This window comes from Paenibacillus lacisediminis, from assembly GCF_046567315.2.
Genome location: NZ_JBKIAX020000004.1, coordinates 395,783 through 411,056, shown reverse-complemented (window position 1 = coordinate 411,056; position 15,274 = coordinate 395,783). Strand labels below are relative to the sequence as shown.

Sequence of the window (15,274 nt, the reverse complement as noted above, 5' to 3'; positions counted from 1 at the left end):
AATTTTACATGTCCTTTTTCTATCTATAACATTTGATGAATTCCGATTAAAATCAGCAGCAATCCGGAAATGACGGTGGCGCGGGTGCCGAATTTCTCCGCCGCGTACTTTTGGCTTAATCCGGCGCATAACGAGAGTAGAACGAGACTGAAAACGCCGACGGCCAGTGAGGTGTACCATATGTTGAGTTGGGTAATTCCGGCGTTAAATCCGCCAGCCAGGGCATTCATGGCCAAGGCGATGCCCAGCAGGACCGATTCCCCCAGGCTGAGCGATTTCGAGCTATCCTTGTCGGCTTCTTCAGGATAACGCAGCAGCCGGGTCAGCGGGTTCGCTTCGCCGGACGGCGGCAACGGTTTTTTTTCTATGTACGGCTGCAGCAGCACCCATACTCCGACCCCAACGATGACGACCGTGCCGATCAATTGCCCCACCCAAGGGTGAATCCACGAGGAAATCCAGCTTCCGAACAACCCCGACACCAGAGTGGCCAAAAAAGAAATAAGGGCAATGGTCAAATTGGAATACCAAGGAATGCGGATTTTCCGGACTCCATAAGCGATGCCTACACCCGCATTATCCAGGTTGGAGGCAATACCGATGGCGATGACAGCGAGCAGACCGTTTAAACTCATGATGTTCGCTCCTTTGCGTTACGTGATGACACAGCATATGCCCAGAAGCGGTTTTTGGTTTCTTAATAGAGGTAGTTCAAAAAAGTCATCTTTTGATCGCGAATAAAACGGTTTCCTTTGGGTGTCAGAAAGTAGTATAATTACCACAAAGATAACCCTTAGGAGTGATAAATGTGCTTGAAAATTTGTTGCGTCCGTCTCATCTGCTGCTTTTGGTGATTGCGGCGCTTCTGTTGTTTGGTCCCAGCAAACTACCGGAACTTGGGCGCAGCTTTGGCACGATGTTGAAGGAGTTTAAGCGGGGCGCGCGCGGAGATGTGGTGGAGGAAGAGAAGCCCCAAGCTCAAGAGATTCAGGCCACCTCGGGGGAGACGAACAAAACTTCATAATAGAGATAAATGGGCAGGGCACCTTCCGGTGCCTTTTTTTGTTGCTCTAGAAGGTGTGGGAAATATTGACTTTCGTTTTAGGCAAGTGTATAACATCGTTATAGGCAATTGTCTAAAAGGAGATGGATAGCGAATGAGTCGCTTCAAGAAACTGCCTGATACCGAATTTGAAATCATGAAGGTCGCTTGGGCCAATGAACCGCCGATTACGACAGGCATGGTCATGGAACAACTGGGCAACGAACGCGAGTGGAAAGCGCCTACCGTTATTTCGCTGATGATGCGCCTGGTGGAAAAAGGGTTCCTGAGAACGGAGAAAAACGGCAAGGAACGCACCTATTTTCCGCTTATAGCCAAGGAGGATTATCTGAAATTTGAAACCGGAAAGTTTATGAAGCTTTATCACGAAAATTCCTTTCTTAGCTTTGTAAATGCGCTGTATGACGGAAAACGGCTCAGTGACCGCGATATTGAAGAATTGCTAAACTGGGCAAGAAAACGGGGGAAATAAGATGCGGGAATTTCTAAGTGCATTGATCGAATGCTCCATTTCCATGACCGTCCTTATACTTGGCTTTACGGCCATCACTCCGTGGCTGTCAATCGTTTTCTTAAGCTGGTCAAACGATGGAGACAACCCGCAGATACGCAAATTTATGAAATATTGTTGAACATTAAAAACGATATCGGCATAACGAAACAGGTCGGATTGCATATCGCCCCCTGTGTAACCAGCCCGATGATCACCGGTTTCGTAAACCCGACTTTATTACTGCCCGCACAGCAGTTCTCCGCCGATGAATTACCGTATATCCTCAAGCATGAGCTTATTCATTTTAAACGAAAAGATCTTTGGTATAAAAGCCTGATATTTGTTGCGGCGGCGATGCACTGGTTTAACCCCGCAGTGTATCTGATGGCCAAGTCGATTGCCAAGCAATGCGAGATTTCCTGTGATGCGGAAGTGGTGAGAGGGGCGGATTATGCCGCAAGGCAGCAATACAGCGAAACGATCCTTCGAGTAAGGCGTTATCAATTTAGAGGCTGTGCGAAATGCCGACAATGAACTGATCGGTCTATCGCCTGTCAGCCGGGAAAAATACGATGAAGCATTTTCCTCCGGAGACCCTGATGATGAGGAGGATAGTATGTTAAGCCCATACCTGGAATATGGGGTTTCTTACGATGAAGCAAATGGTCAATGGAAATTCGGCAATAAACCGATTCACTATCTTAGCGACGGGGATTATCTAACCTATGTAAACAACAGCGTGTACGCCATAAAAAATGGCCTATCCCTCGAAGTGATCAGAAATGCCGATGGTCAGATCGAAAAATTGGTTGAAATCTCGGAGGGCAATTTGTATTGAACGATGCCTTGAAGAAGAAATAACAGACGGCCGGCTTCCGAACGCAATTTTCGGAGACCGGCCGCCTGTTTTTGTCCGCACGCCGTTATGTTTGCAGCAGCAGCAATATAATCGAGGACAACCCCAGGCAGGTGCTGACCAAATAAAGCACCACGACCGCCTGTTTCTGACTGAGGCCGGCGCGGAGCAGCCGGTAATGGACCTGGCTGGCGTCGGCCTGATACGGTGATTTGCCCTGCAGCATCCGTTTGATGACGACGAACAGATTGTCGAAAATCGGTACGCCGAGCGCCAGGACCGGGATAAACAGAGACAGCACCGTCGCTTGCTTAAATGCACCGTCCAGCGCGATTACGGCCAGCATAAAGCCGAGAAAAGTCGCCCCGGCATCGCCCATGAACACTTTGGCCGGAGGTTTGTTATAACGCAAATAAGCGAGCGTAACCCCGATCAACGTGATCGACAGCATGGCGGAGTTCGTTTGTCCTTTCGTTATGGCCACCACAAACAACGTAACGGCCGATATCGCCGACAACCCCCCGGCCAGCCCATCGAGCCCGTCCGAGAAATTGATCACCGTCGTTACGCCGAAAATCCACAAAATCGTCAGGATAAACTGCAGCCATTCGGGGAGAAAAACGTAATGGCCGCTCAGCGGATTCACGAACCCGTTGAATTGAATGCCCGCAAAATAGACCAGCACGGCAGCCGATACCTGCACGATCAGCTTCGGCAGCGCCGGAAAATCACGGCCTTTCGTTTTGTACCAGTCGTCGACGGTGCCGATCGCCAGCAGCAGCAGGCCTCCGCCAAATAACGCCCCGGTTTCCCAGGAGAAGTCCCGCGTAAACAGCAGATACGAAACAAAAAAACCGGTAAAGATGGCGTAGCTCGCCGTCAGCGGGATCGGCTGCCGGTGGACTTTCCGCTCATTGTCGGCACGAGGCTTGTCCACAAAATCGAGACGAAAGGCCAGCTTGCCCAGCGGCGGAATGAGAAAATAAACGATCAAAAACGATAGCAAAAAAGAAAGTACGTATAAAATCTTGCTCACCACCAGATGAATAGACTGATTTGCATTTACTCCCCATATTATAAAAAGAATCTTAAAACTTGTCGAATACATGCTACAATAGCAACATACAGTACACAAGCGAAAGATGAACCGAAGCCTGGAACTGTGGTACATTATAGGAAAAGGCAAGAACCGTACGGAGGGATAATAAGAATGCAAGACGATTACTCGCGTAAACTTGAAGACCAGAAAGGTCTGTTCAAACAGCTTGGCATCAAGCTGGATGCGCTCTCCATTCACGAAAAGGAATTTGACGTCAAAATGCGCGGTTACGACAAGGAGGACGTGGATCGCTTCCTTGACGAAATCATCGTCGACTATGAGCGCTTTTACGATATCATCACCGATTTACTGGACAAATATAAGGAAATTCAGCGCCGCCAGGCCTATTGGGAAGAAGAGAAAAAGGCGTTCGCCGCCCGCAAGCCGCAGCTTGAGCTGGAAAACGCCGTGGACCGCCGCCTCGTCGAAGACGGGATCCGCCAGTTGGAGCGCAGTCTGGAACAATTAAAATTACAAGTTCGCAAGGACAAATAAATAGGAAACAGGGAAAAGTAAGTGAACATTCGAAGAACCGACGCGAAAGGCGCCGGTTTTTTTGACATATCAGAAAGTATAAAATTTCGGGCTGGTAGAGGGCGATGGATAGGAAGAGAGAGGGAGGGAGAAGAGGAATCAGGGCGCTAAGGGACAACAGAGCCGTTATTTGCGGAAAAACGGAGGTTAGCAAAATGTAAACGGACACAGAAGACGTTATTTACCTCAAATCGGCCTGGATGAACGGGTTTCGAGCCAAATAAAGTCATGTGTGTCCGTTAGGCTGGGAAATACTCGGGAAATGAGCGGATAAGGTCGCAGGTGTCCGTTAGACTCTCCTGCGCATCCAAGGTATGGAATTGCGCGGGCAAAGGGCCTCGCCAGCGGCGAGGTTTTTTTGCATATTGGCCTCCGTTTGGGCGCAGAATAATCTTGTTCAATATTCACGGGATGTTCATGTTTCCAAGACTTGCATCTTGGGAGGTTAAGTGGTAATATATAAACAAGATTTAGATTTAGTCTAAATTTAAGATTTTAAAAAGCATAAGTCGAAGCAAAAAGGGCATTAAAATTTTTGAACATAGGAGGAATTTGAAATGGCAAATCAAACGATGACTCAAGTTGACCAACAGCTGCAAAAACAATTGAACCTGCAAATCGCGAACTGGACCTTGATGTACACGAAGCTCCATAATTTCCACTGGTTTGTAAAAGGTTCGAATTTCTTTACTTTGCATGAAAAATTCGAATCCTTGTACGACGAAGCCGCCGGGTACATCGACGACATAGCGGAGCGCCTGCTCGCCATCGGCGGAACTCCGGTCGCCACGTTACGTGAATCGTTAGCGATCGCCACTTTGAAGGAAGCAAGCGGCAAAGAGACGGCCGACGAAATGGTAGCCGCCATCATCGCTGACTTCGAGACGCTGTCCAGCGATCTGAAAGATGCCATGGAAACGGCTGCCCATGTCGAAGATGAAGCAACCGGCGATTTGCTGCTTGGCGTGCTTTCCGCCTTGGACAAACATCGTTGGATGCTGAACGCTTACCTGGGCAAATAAGCTGGCGGATTAAACACCGCCGCAAACGAAAGACCTGCCTTGGCAGCCGAACCGCTGCCGGGGCAGGTCTTTTTTGCAAGGCTTAAATCACCTTGAAGCGGTCGATGAGCCCGTGAAGCTTCTCCGACAAGGAAGACAGGAGGCTGGCCAAAGCATCGATTTCTTGCATCGCGGCGAGCTGTTCCTCAGAAGCGGCGGACATGCTTTGTGCGTTCTCCGCGGTTTCGCTTGCGAATTTGACAATGTCCTCAAGCGAATGAACCAGCCTTTGCGAACTGTCGGAGAGCGTCTGCACGTTTCCGCTGACATCGGCTATAGCCTGGGCGGTAAATTCCGCCGAATTGCCGATATCGGCAAGCGAACGCCCGGCACTGCGGACCAGCTCCGCGCCGCGCTTAACTTCCAGGACGGTCTCGTCCATCGTCCGGCCGGTTGCTTCGATTTGCTTCACGATATGTTCGATCAGCGCGGCGATTTGCCGGGCGGAATCTGCCGACCGCTCCGCAAGCTTGCGGACGGAGGCGGCCACCACGGCAAAACCGCTGCCGTGTTCCCCGGCCCGGGCAGCTTCGATCGAAGCGTTTAACGCGAGCAGGTTGGTTTCGGCGGCAATTTCGGCGATGATGTCCAGAATGCTTTGAACCTCTTTGGAATCATCCCCAAGCCCCTGAATCAGCGCGGAGAGCTGCACGATTTTGAGCTCCATCGTTGCCATTTGCTCGCTGCCGAGGCGGATCGATTCCCCGCCTTGCCGCGACGCCTCGGAAGACTGCAGCGCCGCCTGCGATACGTTTTCGGCCCGGCTTGCGATTCTAGCGATCGTACCGGACATTTCGCGCAGCGCCTTGGAATTTGCCTCCAAATTGCGGAGCTGCGTCTCCGCGCCTTCCGCCAGCTTTTGCGAAATGTCCACGGTTTGCTCTCCCGCCCGTCCCGTCTGTTCAGCGCTGGCCGAAAGCTCCTGCGAAGAGGAGGCCACCTGCATGGACGTATCGTTCACCTCGGTAATCAGCCGGCGCAAGCTGACGATCATTTCTCCGAAACCACTCGTCAGCTTCCCGACTTCATCCCGGCTGCTCAGCAGCAGCGGCTCCACGGTCAAATCGCCTTGCGCCACGCGGTCAACTTGCCCTGACAAAGTTTCCAGCGGACGGATCATGCGGTGGATGAAAAAGTAAATGAACGCCACGGCGGCCAAAAATATGGCCCCGCCGATAGCGAACGGCAGCGCGATGATATCCCAGGTACGCTCCCCGATAATGGAGGCATCGAAGTTAATGACCATCAGGCCGATGATCTCCTGGTTCGGATCGTGGTTTCTGTATATCGGTCCGTAACCGCTGAGCAGTTTGACCCCATCGTAGTCATAAACCTTCGTGTAGACGGAATGCTTCATGGTCATGATCATATCCCGGTCCTGCGGGCTGAAGTAGAACGAATCCCCAGCCCGATACCCGCGTTTTTGCAAATTTTCGTCGGCGGCGAGGATTTGGCCGTCCAGGGACATGAGGAATACTTCCTTGAACAGCGGCTTATGAGCCACCGTCCAGTTCAGTCGTTTCTCCAGTTCCGCCAGGCCGGTCCGGCCCCCCTGGGCCAGAGCTTCGATATCCTTCGGGTCGACCAGGCCGGTCGTAATGTTGGCGCAGCCGACGGTTTCAATGCCAACGGACTGTTCGACCTGGGCGTACGTCATCCGGTAACCGAAAAAACCGAGCAAGAGCCCGACGATGACGAGCAGTCCGATTAATACGGAAGTTATTTTTTGTGCGAATCCCATCGTTTTTCCCCTATCTTTTTTGCGGAATGATGTCTGAATATGTAGAATGGTCTAAGACACATTATAATGAGAAACTATTTACAAAAAATAAACAACATCACTAAAAATAAATTGTTGGGAAAAAAATTATCAGAGGTGACATGGCATGACAGAAAACGGGGAGAAATGGCGTTTGTTCGTGGCGGTCCCCATTCCGGCCGAGGTGAAGCGGAAACTGGATGACTGGTGCCGCCAGCGGCGGGATCGGCTGCTGTTCCGAAAGTGGGTGCACGCGGAGGATTATCATATTACGGTGCAATTTTTGGGAGACATGCCGCCCGAGCGGCTGGGGGAGCTGGAAGCTTCCCTCAGGAAAGCGGTCCTTGGCGTGGCACCTTTTCCGCTGGAAGCCGGCGGCTGCGGCACCTTTGGCCGCCCGGTCAGTCCAAGCGTGCTGTGGGCGGGGGTAAAAGGGGATCTGCCGGCGCTGGGCCGGATTCACCGCCAGGTTACCGAGGCCAACCGGGAGCTGGGTTTTGTCCCGGAAGAGCGGCGCTACAGTCCGCATATTACGCTGGCCCGCAAATACCGCGAAGACGCGGCGGCAATAAATGCGGAGGTGCTGAAGGAGGATGCCGCATTCGGTTCCTGGACGGCGGACCGCCTGGTGGTCTACCGAACGCATATGCATGAGCGGCCCATGTACGAGACAGTGGCGACCGTCAGCTTCAGCCAATGAAAAAAGGCCCTGACGGGCCTGGCGGTTTTGCCGGATAACTCCGGGCTGCGGCATTTTTTCCCTCGCTCTGCTAGTTGGCACGCTGCTCGGCAAGGCTTTCGGCGGGGAGATGGGCCATGGCGGACAAACTATCCGCCGCTTCCAGCAAATTCAGCACGCTAGAAGCGCATTGGTCCGGCCGGTAATGCGAGGAGAGGGCGTTCTGCTTGCCCCGCGTCGGAATGGGGGCGGAGAGCCTCTTGCTGCCGCGGATAAAGGCCAGCCAATCGTCCAGAACGTCCAGCGAAGTCAATTCGGAGCCATAGCCGCGGCTGACAAAAAACTCGCGGTTCTTCTCCTCCTGCCCCGGAATCGATTCGAAAAACAGCATCGGAAGGCCTTTGGCCAGGCCTTCGGTGCAGGTCATGCCGCCGGCCTTTGTGATCAAAAGATCGGCGGCGTCCATCCATTTGCTCACCTCGCGGGTGAAGCCGAGAACTTTCATGTGGGGATGCTGCAGGGCCGGGTGGCTGCGCAGCTTTTCGGCCAGCTTGTCGTTGCTCCCCATGCAGCACACGAACTGAACTTTATCCAGCCAGCCCGCTAATCCGGCGATCAGATCCTCGTCAAACAAAAGCCCCCATCCGCCGCCCATCACCAGCACGGTAGGCATATTTTTCAGCCCCAGCTCGGCTCTGGCCTGCACGGGGTTCTGCTTGACCCAGAAATCCGGATGGACGGGAATGCCGGTCGCCTGGATTTTGGCCGGGCTTACGCCGCGGTTTTGCAGCAGTTCCTTGACCTCGTGCGCGGATACGAGAAACCGGTCCACGCCGGGGCTGATCCAGGAACCGTGAGCGTCGTAATCGGTAATGATCGTACATAACGGGATATCGATCCCGGACGCCTTTAGCCGTGAAACGATGGCAGCCGGAATCGGATGCGTACAAACGATAAGATCGGGATCCAATTGATTGATCACCTCCGCGGCATGCTGGTAAAACATTTTATGAAGCGCCAGGCGCGTCAGCTTGCTCACGGGTTTTTCGTAATTTTTGCGGTAAAGCTTGCCGACCAGAGCCGGACTCGTGCTTACGGTCATCCGGTAAGCGGATATAATCCACGGAGCTACCGTCGGATGCAAAAACGACCCGAGCTCCATCACCTTCGTCTGGATATCCGGAGCGAGCTTTCTAAGCCCGGCGGCCAGAGCGTGTCCGGCCTGGGTGTGGCCGCTTCCGAATCCTTCCGATAAGATCAGCACTCTTTTTTTACGCATGTCGTTCACCTGCTCCAAAGTTTAATCCGGATTCTCTCTTTTCCTCATGGCTATTTTATTGCTTTTTCGCACCGGTTTAAAGAGGCTCGGGACGGGTACGGAGCTGGACCTTGGACGGGGGGCTTTCGCGGGCAGGGGATCCGGGGATGCCCCAAAAAAGATGATTAAATACCTTGCGGCCGGTACTTAATAATGATAGAGTGAAAATTGACTTAATGACCAAAAATGATTTTTAGTCTGATTTTTTAAGAGTTTATTTCTTAAGTATATCATGTACTTTGTACAAGGAGGTGTCCCTCATGGCGCTGGTGGACCGCCGCAAGCAGGTCGTCGAAGCCGCGGAAAAATCGTTTTCGCTGTTCGGGTATAAAGCGACGACGATGGACCATGTGGCCAAAATTGCGAATGTGGCTAAGGGAACGATTTATACTTTTTTTAAGAACAAGGAAGAGCTGTTTGACGAAATCCTGCGCTCCGTGATTGTTGATATGCGCCGGATCGTTGAGCATGAAGTGGATGAGAACAAGGGTTTTTTCGATAATTTGCACCGGGTGATGGATGCGATCTTGGAGTACCGGAGCGAACACGAACTGCTCATCAAGCTGTCGCAGGAAGTGCGGGAAATCGGCACGCCCAAGGCTCGTGAAGGCCTGGAACAGGTCGAAAATAACATTTTGGATTACCTGGAGCGGCAGATCGCCCGCTCGGCGGGGCGGAAAGAGATTCGCGATTTCGACCCGAAGCTCGTTTCGTTCGTGGTGTTCAAGCTGTATATCACGCTTACATCGGATTGGAACAAAGCGCATAAGCCGCTCAGCAAAGACCAGATCAAAAATTTCATCCGCGACTTTTTGGCAAGCGGGCTTTCGCCGGTAAAGTAAGACAGGCAAGCTCGTTATAATCGCCGATCGCCATCCGTTCCCGGGACGTCACCGGGGGCGGATTTTTTTTGGCTGATTTTCACACCGGATGAATATCCTGCATACGTAAGAACGCTTTCGCGGAAAGCAGCGGATAAATTCCCTGAAAAATATAATCAATAGTGCAAAAGAAATAGAATATAGTGCAAAAACAGACGTGACATTTTCCGTTAGAATAAAAGAAAGATTATTCCGGGCTTATCCGGCCAAGGGAAGGTTATCAGGCTCCTAAAATGTTTCGTTAATTATCGCTTATTTTAACTATAGAAAGGTTGCGTCAGATGATGAAACACACCGTTACACCAGTCAAGCAGGGACTGTATGATCCCGCTTTTGAAAAAGACGCTTGCGGCATGGGGTTTGTCGCTCATATCAAAGGCCGGGCCTCCCATGATATCGTCAGCAAGGCTTTGACGATGCTGGCGAATATGGAGCACCGGGGTGGTCAAGGCAGCGAACCGAATTCGGGGGACGGCGCAGGTATTTTACTGCAAATTCCGCATCGTTTTTTTGCCGCGGAAGCGCAGAGTCTCGGATTCGCTTTGCCTGAGCCGGGTCATTATGGCGTCGGCATGCTGTTTTTGCCGCATGATGAGGAGTTGCGCAGCAAGCAGGAGGCGCTGCTGACGCAAATCGTTGAGGAGGAAGGCCAAAAGCTGATCGGCTTCCGTACCGTGCCTACCCGGGACGATATGCTTGGCAAATCGGCCAAAGCGGCCAAGCCGTTCGTTCGCCAGGTCTTTATCGGGCGGGCCGAAGGGGTGCGGGATGAGCTGGCCTTCGAACGCAAGCTTTACGTGATCCGCCGCCGGGCCGAATTGGCGATCCGGTACAGCGGGGCGGAAGGCGGGGACGCTTTTTACGTATCCAGCCTTTCCTGCCGTAAAGTAGTCTACAAAGGGATGCTGACGACGGAACAGGTCGGCCAGTTTTACCTGGATTTGCGTGACGAACGCCTGGAATCCGCGATCGCGATGATCCACTCCCGGTTCAGCACGAACACGTTTCCGAGCTGGGAACGGGCGCATCCGTACCGCTTTATGATCCACAACGGCGAGATCAACACCCTGCGCGGCAACGTGAACTGGATGCACGCCCGCCAGTCGATGCTCGAAACCGATGCCTTCGGCGCTGATCTGGAGAAGGTCAAACCGCTCATCAATCCGGACGGCTCCGATACGGCGATGTTCGACAACACCTTTGAATTTCTGTACCTGAGCGGCCGTTCCCTGCCGCATGTGGCGATGATGATGGTTCCTGAACCATGGGTTGGGCTGAGCGATATGGATGACGATAAAAAAGCGTTTTACGAGTATCACAGCTCGCTGATGGAACCTTGGGACGGACCGGCGGCGATGGGCTTTACCGACGGCGTCCAGATCGGCGCGATCCTTGACCGGAACGGTCTGCGTCCGTCGCGTTATTATGTGACGAAAAACGATCTGATCGTGTTGTCATCGGAGGTCGGGGTGCTCGATATTCCGGCGGAGGACGTGCTTTATAAGGACCGGCTGCGTCCGGGGCGGATGCTGCTGGTGGACACGCGGGAAGGGCGGATCATTTCCGACGAGGAAGTGAAATCGGCGATCGCCAAAGAGCACCCGTACCGCGAATGGCTAAGCGAGCATTTGATCACGCTTGAGGACCTGCCGGAGGCGCTGGAGCTCCCTGCGGAAAGCCATGAAGATATTTCGTTGCGTCAAATGGCATTCGGCTATACGTACGAAGATTTGCGCAAAGTATTCGAGCCGATGGCCTTGACCGGGGCGGAAAATATCGCTTCGATGGGGTACGATGCGCCGCTGGCCGTGCTGTCGGATCAGCCGCAGCGGTTGTACAACTACTTCAAGCAGATGTTTGCGCAGGTAACCAATCCGCCGATCGACGCGATCCGCGAGGAGTTGGTTACGTCGACGGTAACGACGATCGGGCCGGAGCGCAATTTGCTGAAGCCGGAGCCGGAAAGCTGCCGGCAAATCCGCCTCGATTCGCCGATTTTGTCCAACGAGGATTTTGCCAAGCTGCGCCATGTGCATCGTCCGGGATTCAAGGCGATTACGATTCCGATCCTGTTCCCGGCCGCCGAAGGAGCCGAAGGGCTGCGCAAGGCGCTTGACACGCTGTGCGAAGCGGCGGACCGCGTCATTGCCAAAGGCCATAATATCCTGATTTTGTCCGATCGCGACGTGGACGCGGAAAACGCGGCGATTCCCGCACTGCTGGCCGTCTCCTGCCTGCATCACCATTTGATCCGCGAGGAGACGCGGACGAAGGTGAGCATCCTGCTGGAGTCCGGAGAGCCGCGCGAGGTTCATCATTTTGCGCTGCTGCTTGGCTACGGGGTCAGCGCCGTGAACCCTTATCTCGCGTTCGAAACGCTGAAGGATATGATCGGCCAAGGCATGTTGAAAGATGTGTCGTACGAAAAAGCGGTATACAACTTCATTAAGGCCGCGACCAAAGGTGTGGTCAAAACGTTGTCCAAAATGGGCATCTCGACGATTCAATCCTACCGTGGGGCGCAAATTTTCGAAGCGGTCGGTTTGGAGGCGCCGTTTGTCGACCGGTACTTTACGTGGACGCCTTCCCGGATCGGCGGGATTGGGCTAAGCGAAGTGGCCAAGGAAACGCTCCACCATCACTTCCGGGCGTTTACCGACAAGGACGGTAAAGACAAGGTGCTGGATTCCATCGGGGAATACCAGTGGCGCGACGGCGGGGAAGAACATCTGTTCAATCCGCAGACGGTGCATTTGCTTCAACAGTCGGTGCGCACGGGCGACTATAAGGTGTATAAAAAGTTTACCGAACTCGTTCAAGGGGAGAACGAAAAATATCTCACGCTGCGTTCCCTGCTGCAGCTGAAGCCGGTTGGACCGAAGGTGCCGCTGGAGGAAGTCGAAGCTGCGGAATCGATCATGCGCCGGTTCAAGACGGGTGCGATGTCCTTCGGCTCGATCAGCAAAGAGGCGCACGAGACGATCGCGATCGCGATGAACCGCATCGGCGGCAAGAGCAACACCGGCGAAGGCGGCGAGGACCCGGCGCGTTACGTGCCGGACGCCAACGGCGATTTGCGCCGCAGCGCGATCAAGCAGGTGGCCTCGGGCCGGTTTGGCGTCACTTCGCATTATTTGGTTAATGCGGACGAAATTCAGATCAAGATGGCTCAAGGGGCAAAACCGGGCGAAGGCGGACAGCTGCCGGGCCGCAAGGTGTACCCGTGGGTTGCGGAGGTGCGCGGATCGACGCCGGGCGTAGGCCTGATCTCACCGCCCCCGCACCATGACATCTATTCGATCGAGGATTTGGCGGAGCTGATTTACGACCTGAAGAACGCCAACCCGCAAGCCCGTATCAACGTCAAGCTGGTGTCCGAAGCCGGCGTCGGCACGATCGCGGCCGGGGTGGCCAAAGGGCGGGCGGACGTGATCCTGGTCAGCGGCTATGACGGAGGAACAGGGGCCTCGCCGCAAAGCTCGATCCGCCATGCGGGTCTGCCTTGGGAACTGGGCCTTGCCGAAACCCATCAAACGCTGATGCTGAACAATCTGCGCGACCGCGTGGTGCTGGAAACCGACGGCAAGATGCTGACCGGACGCGACCTGGCCGTCGCCGCTCTGCTGGGCGCTGAGGAGTACGGCTTCTCGACGGCGCCGCTCGTGGCCGTCGGCTGCATCATGATGCGCGTCTGCCAGCTCGACACCTGCCCGGTTGGGGTGGCGACGCAAAATCCGGAGCTGCGGAAAAACTTCACCGGCGATCCGCAGCATGTAGTGAACCTGATGAAGTTTGTTGCCGAAGACCTGCGCGAATGGATGGCCGAACTTGGTTTCCGCACGCTGGACGAAATGATCGGCCGCACCGATTGCCTGGACACCGCCAAGGCGGTCGGTCATTGGAAGAAGAAAGGCGTAGACCTGAACGCACTGCTGCATATGCCGGAGCTGCCTGAAGGCGGCAGCCGTTACTGCACGCAGCGGCAGAACCACGGGATCGAGGAGACGCTGGATGTGACGAAGCTGCTTCAAATCGCCGCGCCGGCGCTCGAACGCGGGGAAGCGGTCAGCGCTCGCCTGCCGATCTGCAACGTCAACCGGGCGACCGGCACCGTATTGGGCAGCGAGGTGACACGCCGCTACGGAGCCGAAGGGCTGCCGGAGGACACGATCACGCTGTACTTCGAAGGCTCGGCGGGCCAAAGCCTTGGCGCCTTCATTCCAAAGGGCATGACGTTAACCGTGGAAGGCGACGCCAACGACTACACCGGCAAAGGACTGTCCGGCGGCAAAGTGATCGTGAAGCCTTCGCCGCGGGCGACGTTCGTGCCTGAGGAGAACATCATCATCGGCAACACTTCGTTCTACGGCGCCACGAGCGGCGAAGCATACATTCGCGGCATCGCCGGCGAACGGTTCGCGGTCCGCAACTCCGGCGCGAATGTGGTCGTCGAAGGGGTGGGCGACCACGGCTGCGAGTACATGACCGGCGGGCGCGTCGTCGTCCTGGGTGGAACGGGCCGCAACTTTGCGGCCGGGATGTCCGGCGGGATCGCATACGTGCTCGACGAGAGCGGCGACTTCGCCGGCCGCTGCAACCTGGAGATGGTGCTGCTCGAAGTGGTCGAGGATCCGGCCGAAGCGGATCAGCTCCGCACGATGATCAGCCGCCATGTCCTGTACACGGACAGCGCGGTGGGACGGCGGGTGCTGGACAATTGGAACGAATCTTTGCCGAAGTTCGTCCGCGTCATCCCGAAAGACTACAAACGGATGCTGGAGCAAATCCGCAAAGTGGAGAACGAAGGCCTCAAAGGCGAAGCCGCGCTGCTCGCCGCCTTCGAAGCCAACACGCGCGAATTGGCCAGAGCCGGCAAAAACTAACGGGGTATCGGCATATCGGGAGCGAATATACGAGCTGAAAACCGGAAAACCCGGAGGACCTGAGTTGAGTTGATCTCAGGCCTCCGGTTTTTTTCATAGGTGCGTGTTCAAAAAGTCGGGTTTTAGTATTGAAACGTATGCCCACCTCCTGTTGAATACAAGTTTGACGTCGAATCCACTTCATAACTTGCTTCAGATCTGATGGTGATTGGAAATATCCAATAGATTAGCCCGAGTAACGGCAATTTTGGCGGCTTGATTGGAAAAAATCCAATAGATTTGCTTCAATCAGGCTTTTTTATCGGTTTTGGGGTGAATCTATTGGAAAAAATCCAATCACACTTGTTATATTGGAAGTGATTTTCCATATCTATTGGATATTTTCCAATGTGAGCTGAGCAACCTATAGCGTGACTAAGCTTTTTCAGGTGTACATTGGTCCAACTGGGTTCTAGTCTGGCTTGCATCGGACTTGGCTTTCCGTCGAGGTTTGATTTAGTCCGGCTTGCTCCTTCACTTCACGTAACGATGCTCTTCACTCGGTTGTGCTCTCTCATCCAGCTTTGCCTATCAAATTGATCACGTGCTATACTAGTCTCAGACGAAGAACGTCCCTTTACGCATCTGTATTTGCATGGTGCGGCGCTG

At 54.0% G+C, this 15,274-nt stretch carries 13 protein-coding genes; 9 read left to right on the top strand and 4 right to left on the bottom strand.

Annotated features, from left to right (window positions below; all coding sequences use genetic code 11):
• Window positions 1–23: 23 nt before the first annotated feature.
• Window positions 24–635 carry a sporulation membrane protein YtaF gene (ytaF, locus tag ACLD72_RS10675; protein ID WP_251590576.1) on the bottom strand — a complete coding sequence of 204 codons (612 nt, stop codon included), beginning with the start codon at window positions 633–635 and terminating at the stop codon, window positions 24–26.
• 173 nt (window positions 636–808) lie between these two features.
• Between ytaF and ACLD72_RS10670 the strand changes: the two genes are divergently transcribed.
• The 4 genes from ACLD72_RS10670 (at window position 809) to ACLD72_RS10655 (ending at window position 2,394) form a co-directional block, all read left to right on the top strand.
• A complete protein-coding gene (locus ACLD72_RS10670) occupies window positions 809–1,024 on the top strand; it encodes a twin-arginine translocase TatA/TatE family subunit (protein ID WP_128632039.1) in 216 nt (71 codons plus the stop codon).
• A 133-nt stretch (window positions 1,025–1,157) separates the two neighbouring features.
• Complete coding sequence (locus ACLD72_RS10665; protein ID WP_410997166.1) at window positions 1,158–1,535, top strand: BlaI/MecI/CopY family transcriptional regulator; 378 nt, start codon at window positions 1,158–1,160, stop codon at window positions 1,533–1,535.
• A gap of 30 nt (window positions 1,536–1,565) precedes the next feature.
• Window positions 1,566–2,090, top strand: a complete 525-nt coding sequence (locus tag ACLD72_RS10660) for a M56 family metallopeptidase (protein WP_458475746.1) — start codon at window positions 1,566–1,568, stop codon at window positions 2,088–2,090.
• The gene (locus ACLD72_RS10655; RefSeq protein ID WP_410997170.1) at window positions 2,071–2,394 is read left to right on the top strand and encodes a hypothetical protein; all 324 of its coding nucleotides are present in this window, start codon (window positions 2,071–2,073) and stop codon (window positions 2,392–2,394) included. Before ACLD72_RS10660 ends, ACLD72_RS10655 begins: the two co-directional genes overlap by 20 nt.
• Window positions 2,395–2,479: 85 nt before the next feature.
• Here the strand turns inward: ACLD72_RS10655 and ACLD72_RS10650 are convergent, their stop codons facing one another.
• Complete coding sequence (locus tag ACLD72_RS10650) at window positions 2,480–3,439, bottom strand: MraY family glycosyltransferase (RefSeq protein ID WP_410997417.1); 960 nt, start codon at window positions 3,437–3,439, stop codon at window positions 2,480–2,482.
• A 183-nt stretch (window positions 3,440–3,622) separates the two neighbouring features.
• Between ACLD72_RS10650 and ACLD72_RS10645 the strand changes: the two genes are divergently transcribed.
• The gene (locus ACLD72_RS10645) at window positions 3,623–4,006 is read left to right on the top strand and encodes a DivIVA domain-containing protein (protein WP_036625317.1); all 384 of its coding nucleotides are present in this window, start codon (window positions 3,623–3,625) and stop codon (window positions 4,004–4,006) included.
• Window positions 4,007–4,602: 596 nt separating this feature from the next.
• The gene (locus tag ACLD72_RS10640) at window positions 4,603–5,067 is read left to right on the top strand and encodes a Dps family protein (protein ID WP_251590566.1); all 465 of its coding nucleotides are present in this window, start codon (window positions 4,603–4,605) and stop codon (window positions 5,065–5,067) included.
• A gap of 82 nt (window positions 5,068–5,149) precedes the next feature.
• Here ACLD72_RS10640 and ACLD72_RS10635 read toward each other — a convergent pair whose 3' ends face one another.
• On the bottom strand, window positions 5,150–6,847 hold the full coding sequence (locus ACLD72_RS10635) for a methyl-accepting chemotaxis protein (protein ID WP_410997172.1): 1,698 nt from the start codon (window positions 6,845–6,847) through the stop codon (window positions 5,150–5,152).
• 145 nt (window positions 6,848–6,992) lie between these two features.
• Here ACLD72_RS10635 and thpR point away from each other — a divergent pair, with 145 nt between their 5' ends.
• Complete coding sequence (thpR, locus tag ACLD72_RS10630; protein ID WP_410997174.1) at window positions 6,993–7,565, top strand: RNA 2',3'-cyclic phosphodiesterase; 573 nt, start codon at window positions 6,993–6,995, stop codon at window positions 7,563–7,565.
• A gap of 70 nt (window positions 7,566–7,635) precedes the next feature.
• Here thpR and ACLD72_RS10625 read toward each other — a convergent pair whose 3' ends face one another.
• The gene (locus tag ACLD72_RS10625) at window positions 7,636–8,823 is read right to left on the bottom strand and encodes an MGDG synthase family glycosyltransferase (RefSeq protein ID WP_410997176.1); all 1,188 of its coding nucleotides are present in this window, start codon (window positions 8,821–8,823) and stop codon (window positions 7,636–7,638) included.
• A 299-nt stretch (window positions 8,824–9,122) separates the two neighbouring features.
• Here ACLD72_RS10625 and ACLD72_RS10620 point away from each other — a divergent pair, with 299 nt between their 5' ends.
• On the top strand, window positions 9,123–9,704 hold the full coding sequence (locus ACLD72_RS10620) for a TetR/AcrR family transcriptional regulator (protein ID WP_251590559.1): 582 nt from the start codon (window positions 9,123–9,125) through the stop codon (window positions 9,702–9,704).
• A 323-nt stretch (window positions 9,705–10,027) separates the two neighbouring features.
• Window positions 10,028–14,626, top strand: coding sequence for a glutamate synthase large subunit (gltB, locus tag ACLD72_RS10615; protein WP_410997418.1), 4,599 nt, complete (start codon window positions 10,028–10,030; stop codon window positions 14,624–14,626).
• Window positions 14,627–15,274 lie beyond the last annotated feature (648 nt).

What these genes read in the sequence shown, in the direction of transcription:
- ACLD72_RS10640 (WP_251590566.1), top strand. Translation starts at nt 4,603, where the DNA reads ATGGCAAATCAAACGATGACTCAAGTTGACCAACAGCTGCAAAAACAA.
- ACLD72_RS10660 (WP_458475746.1), top strand. Translation starts at nt 1,566, where the DNA reads ATGCTCCATTTCCATGACCGTCCTTATACTTGGCTTTACGGCCATCAC.
- ACLD72_RS10645 (WP_036625317.1), top strand. Translation starts at nt 3,623, where the DNA reads ATGCAAGACGATTACTCGCGTAAACTTGAAGACCAGAAAGGTCTGTTC.
- gltB (WP_410997418.1), top strand. Translation starts at nt 10,028, where the DNA reads ATGAAACACACCGTTACACCAGTCAAGCAGGGACTGTATGATCCCGCT.
- ACLD72_RS10665 (WP_410997166.1), top strand. Translation starts at nt 1,158, where the DNA reads ATGAGTCGCTTCAAGAAACTGCCTGATACCGAATTTGAAATCATGAAG.
- thpR (WP_410997174.1), top strand. Translation starts at nt 6,993, where the DNA reads ATGACAGAAAACGGGGAGAAATGGCGTTTGTTCGTGGCGGTCCCCATT.
- ytaF (WP_251590576.1), bottom strand. Translation starts at nt 635, where the DNA reads ATGAGTTTAAACGGTCTGCTCGCTGTCATCGCCATCGGTATTGCCTCC.
- ACLD72_RS10635 (WP_410997172.1), bottom strand. Translation starts at nt 6,847, where the DNA reads ATGGGATTCGCACAAAAAATAACTTCCGTATTAATCGGACTGCTCGTC.
- ACLD72_RS10620 (WP_251590559.1), top strand. Translation starts at nt 9,123, where the DNA reads ATGGCGCTGGTGGACCGCCGCAAGCAGGTCGTCGAAGCCGCGGAAAAA.
- ACLD72_RS10625 (WP_410997176.1), bottom strand. Translation starts at nt 8,823, where the DNA reads ATGCGTAAAAAAAGAGTGCTGATCTTATCGGAAGGATTCGGAAGCGGC.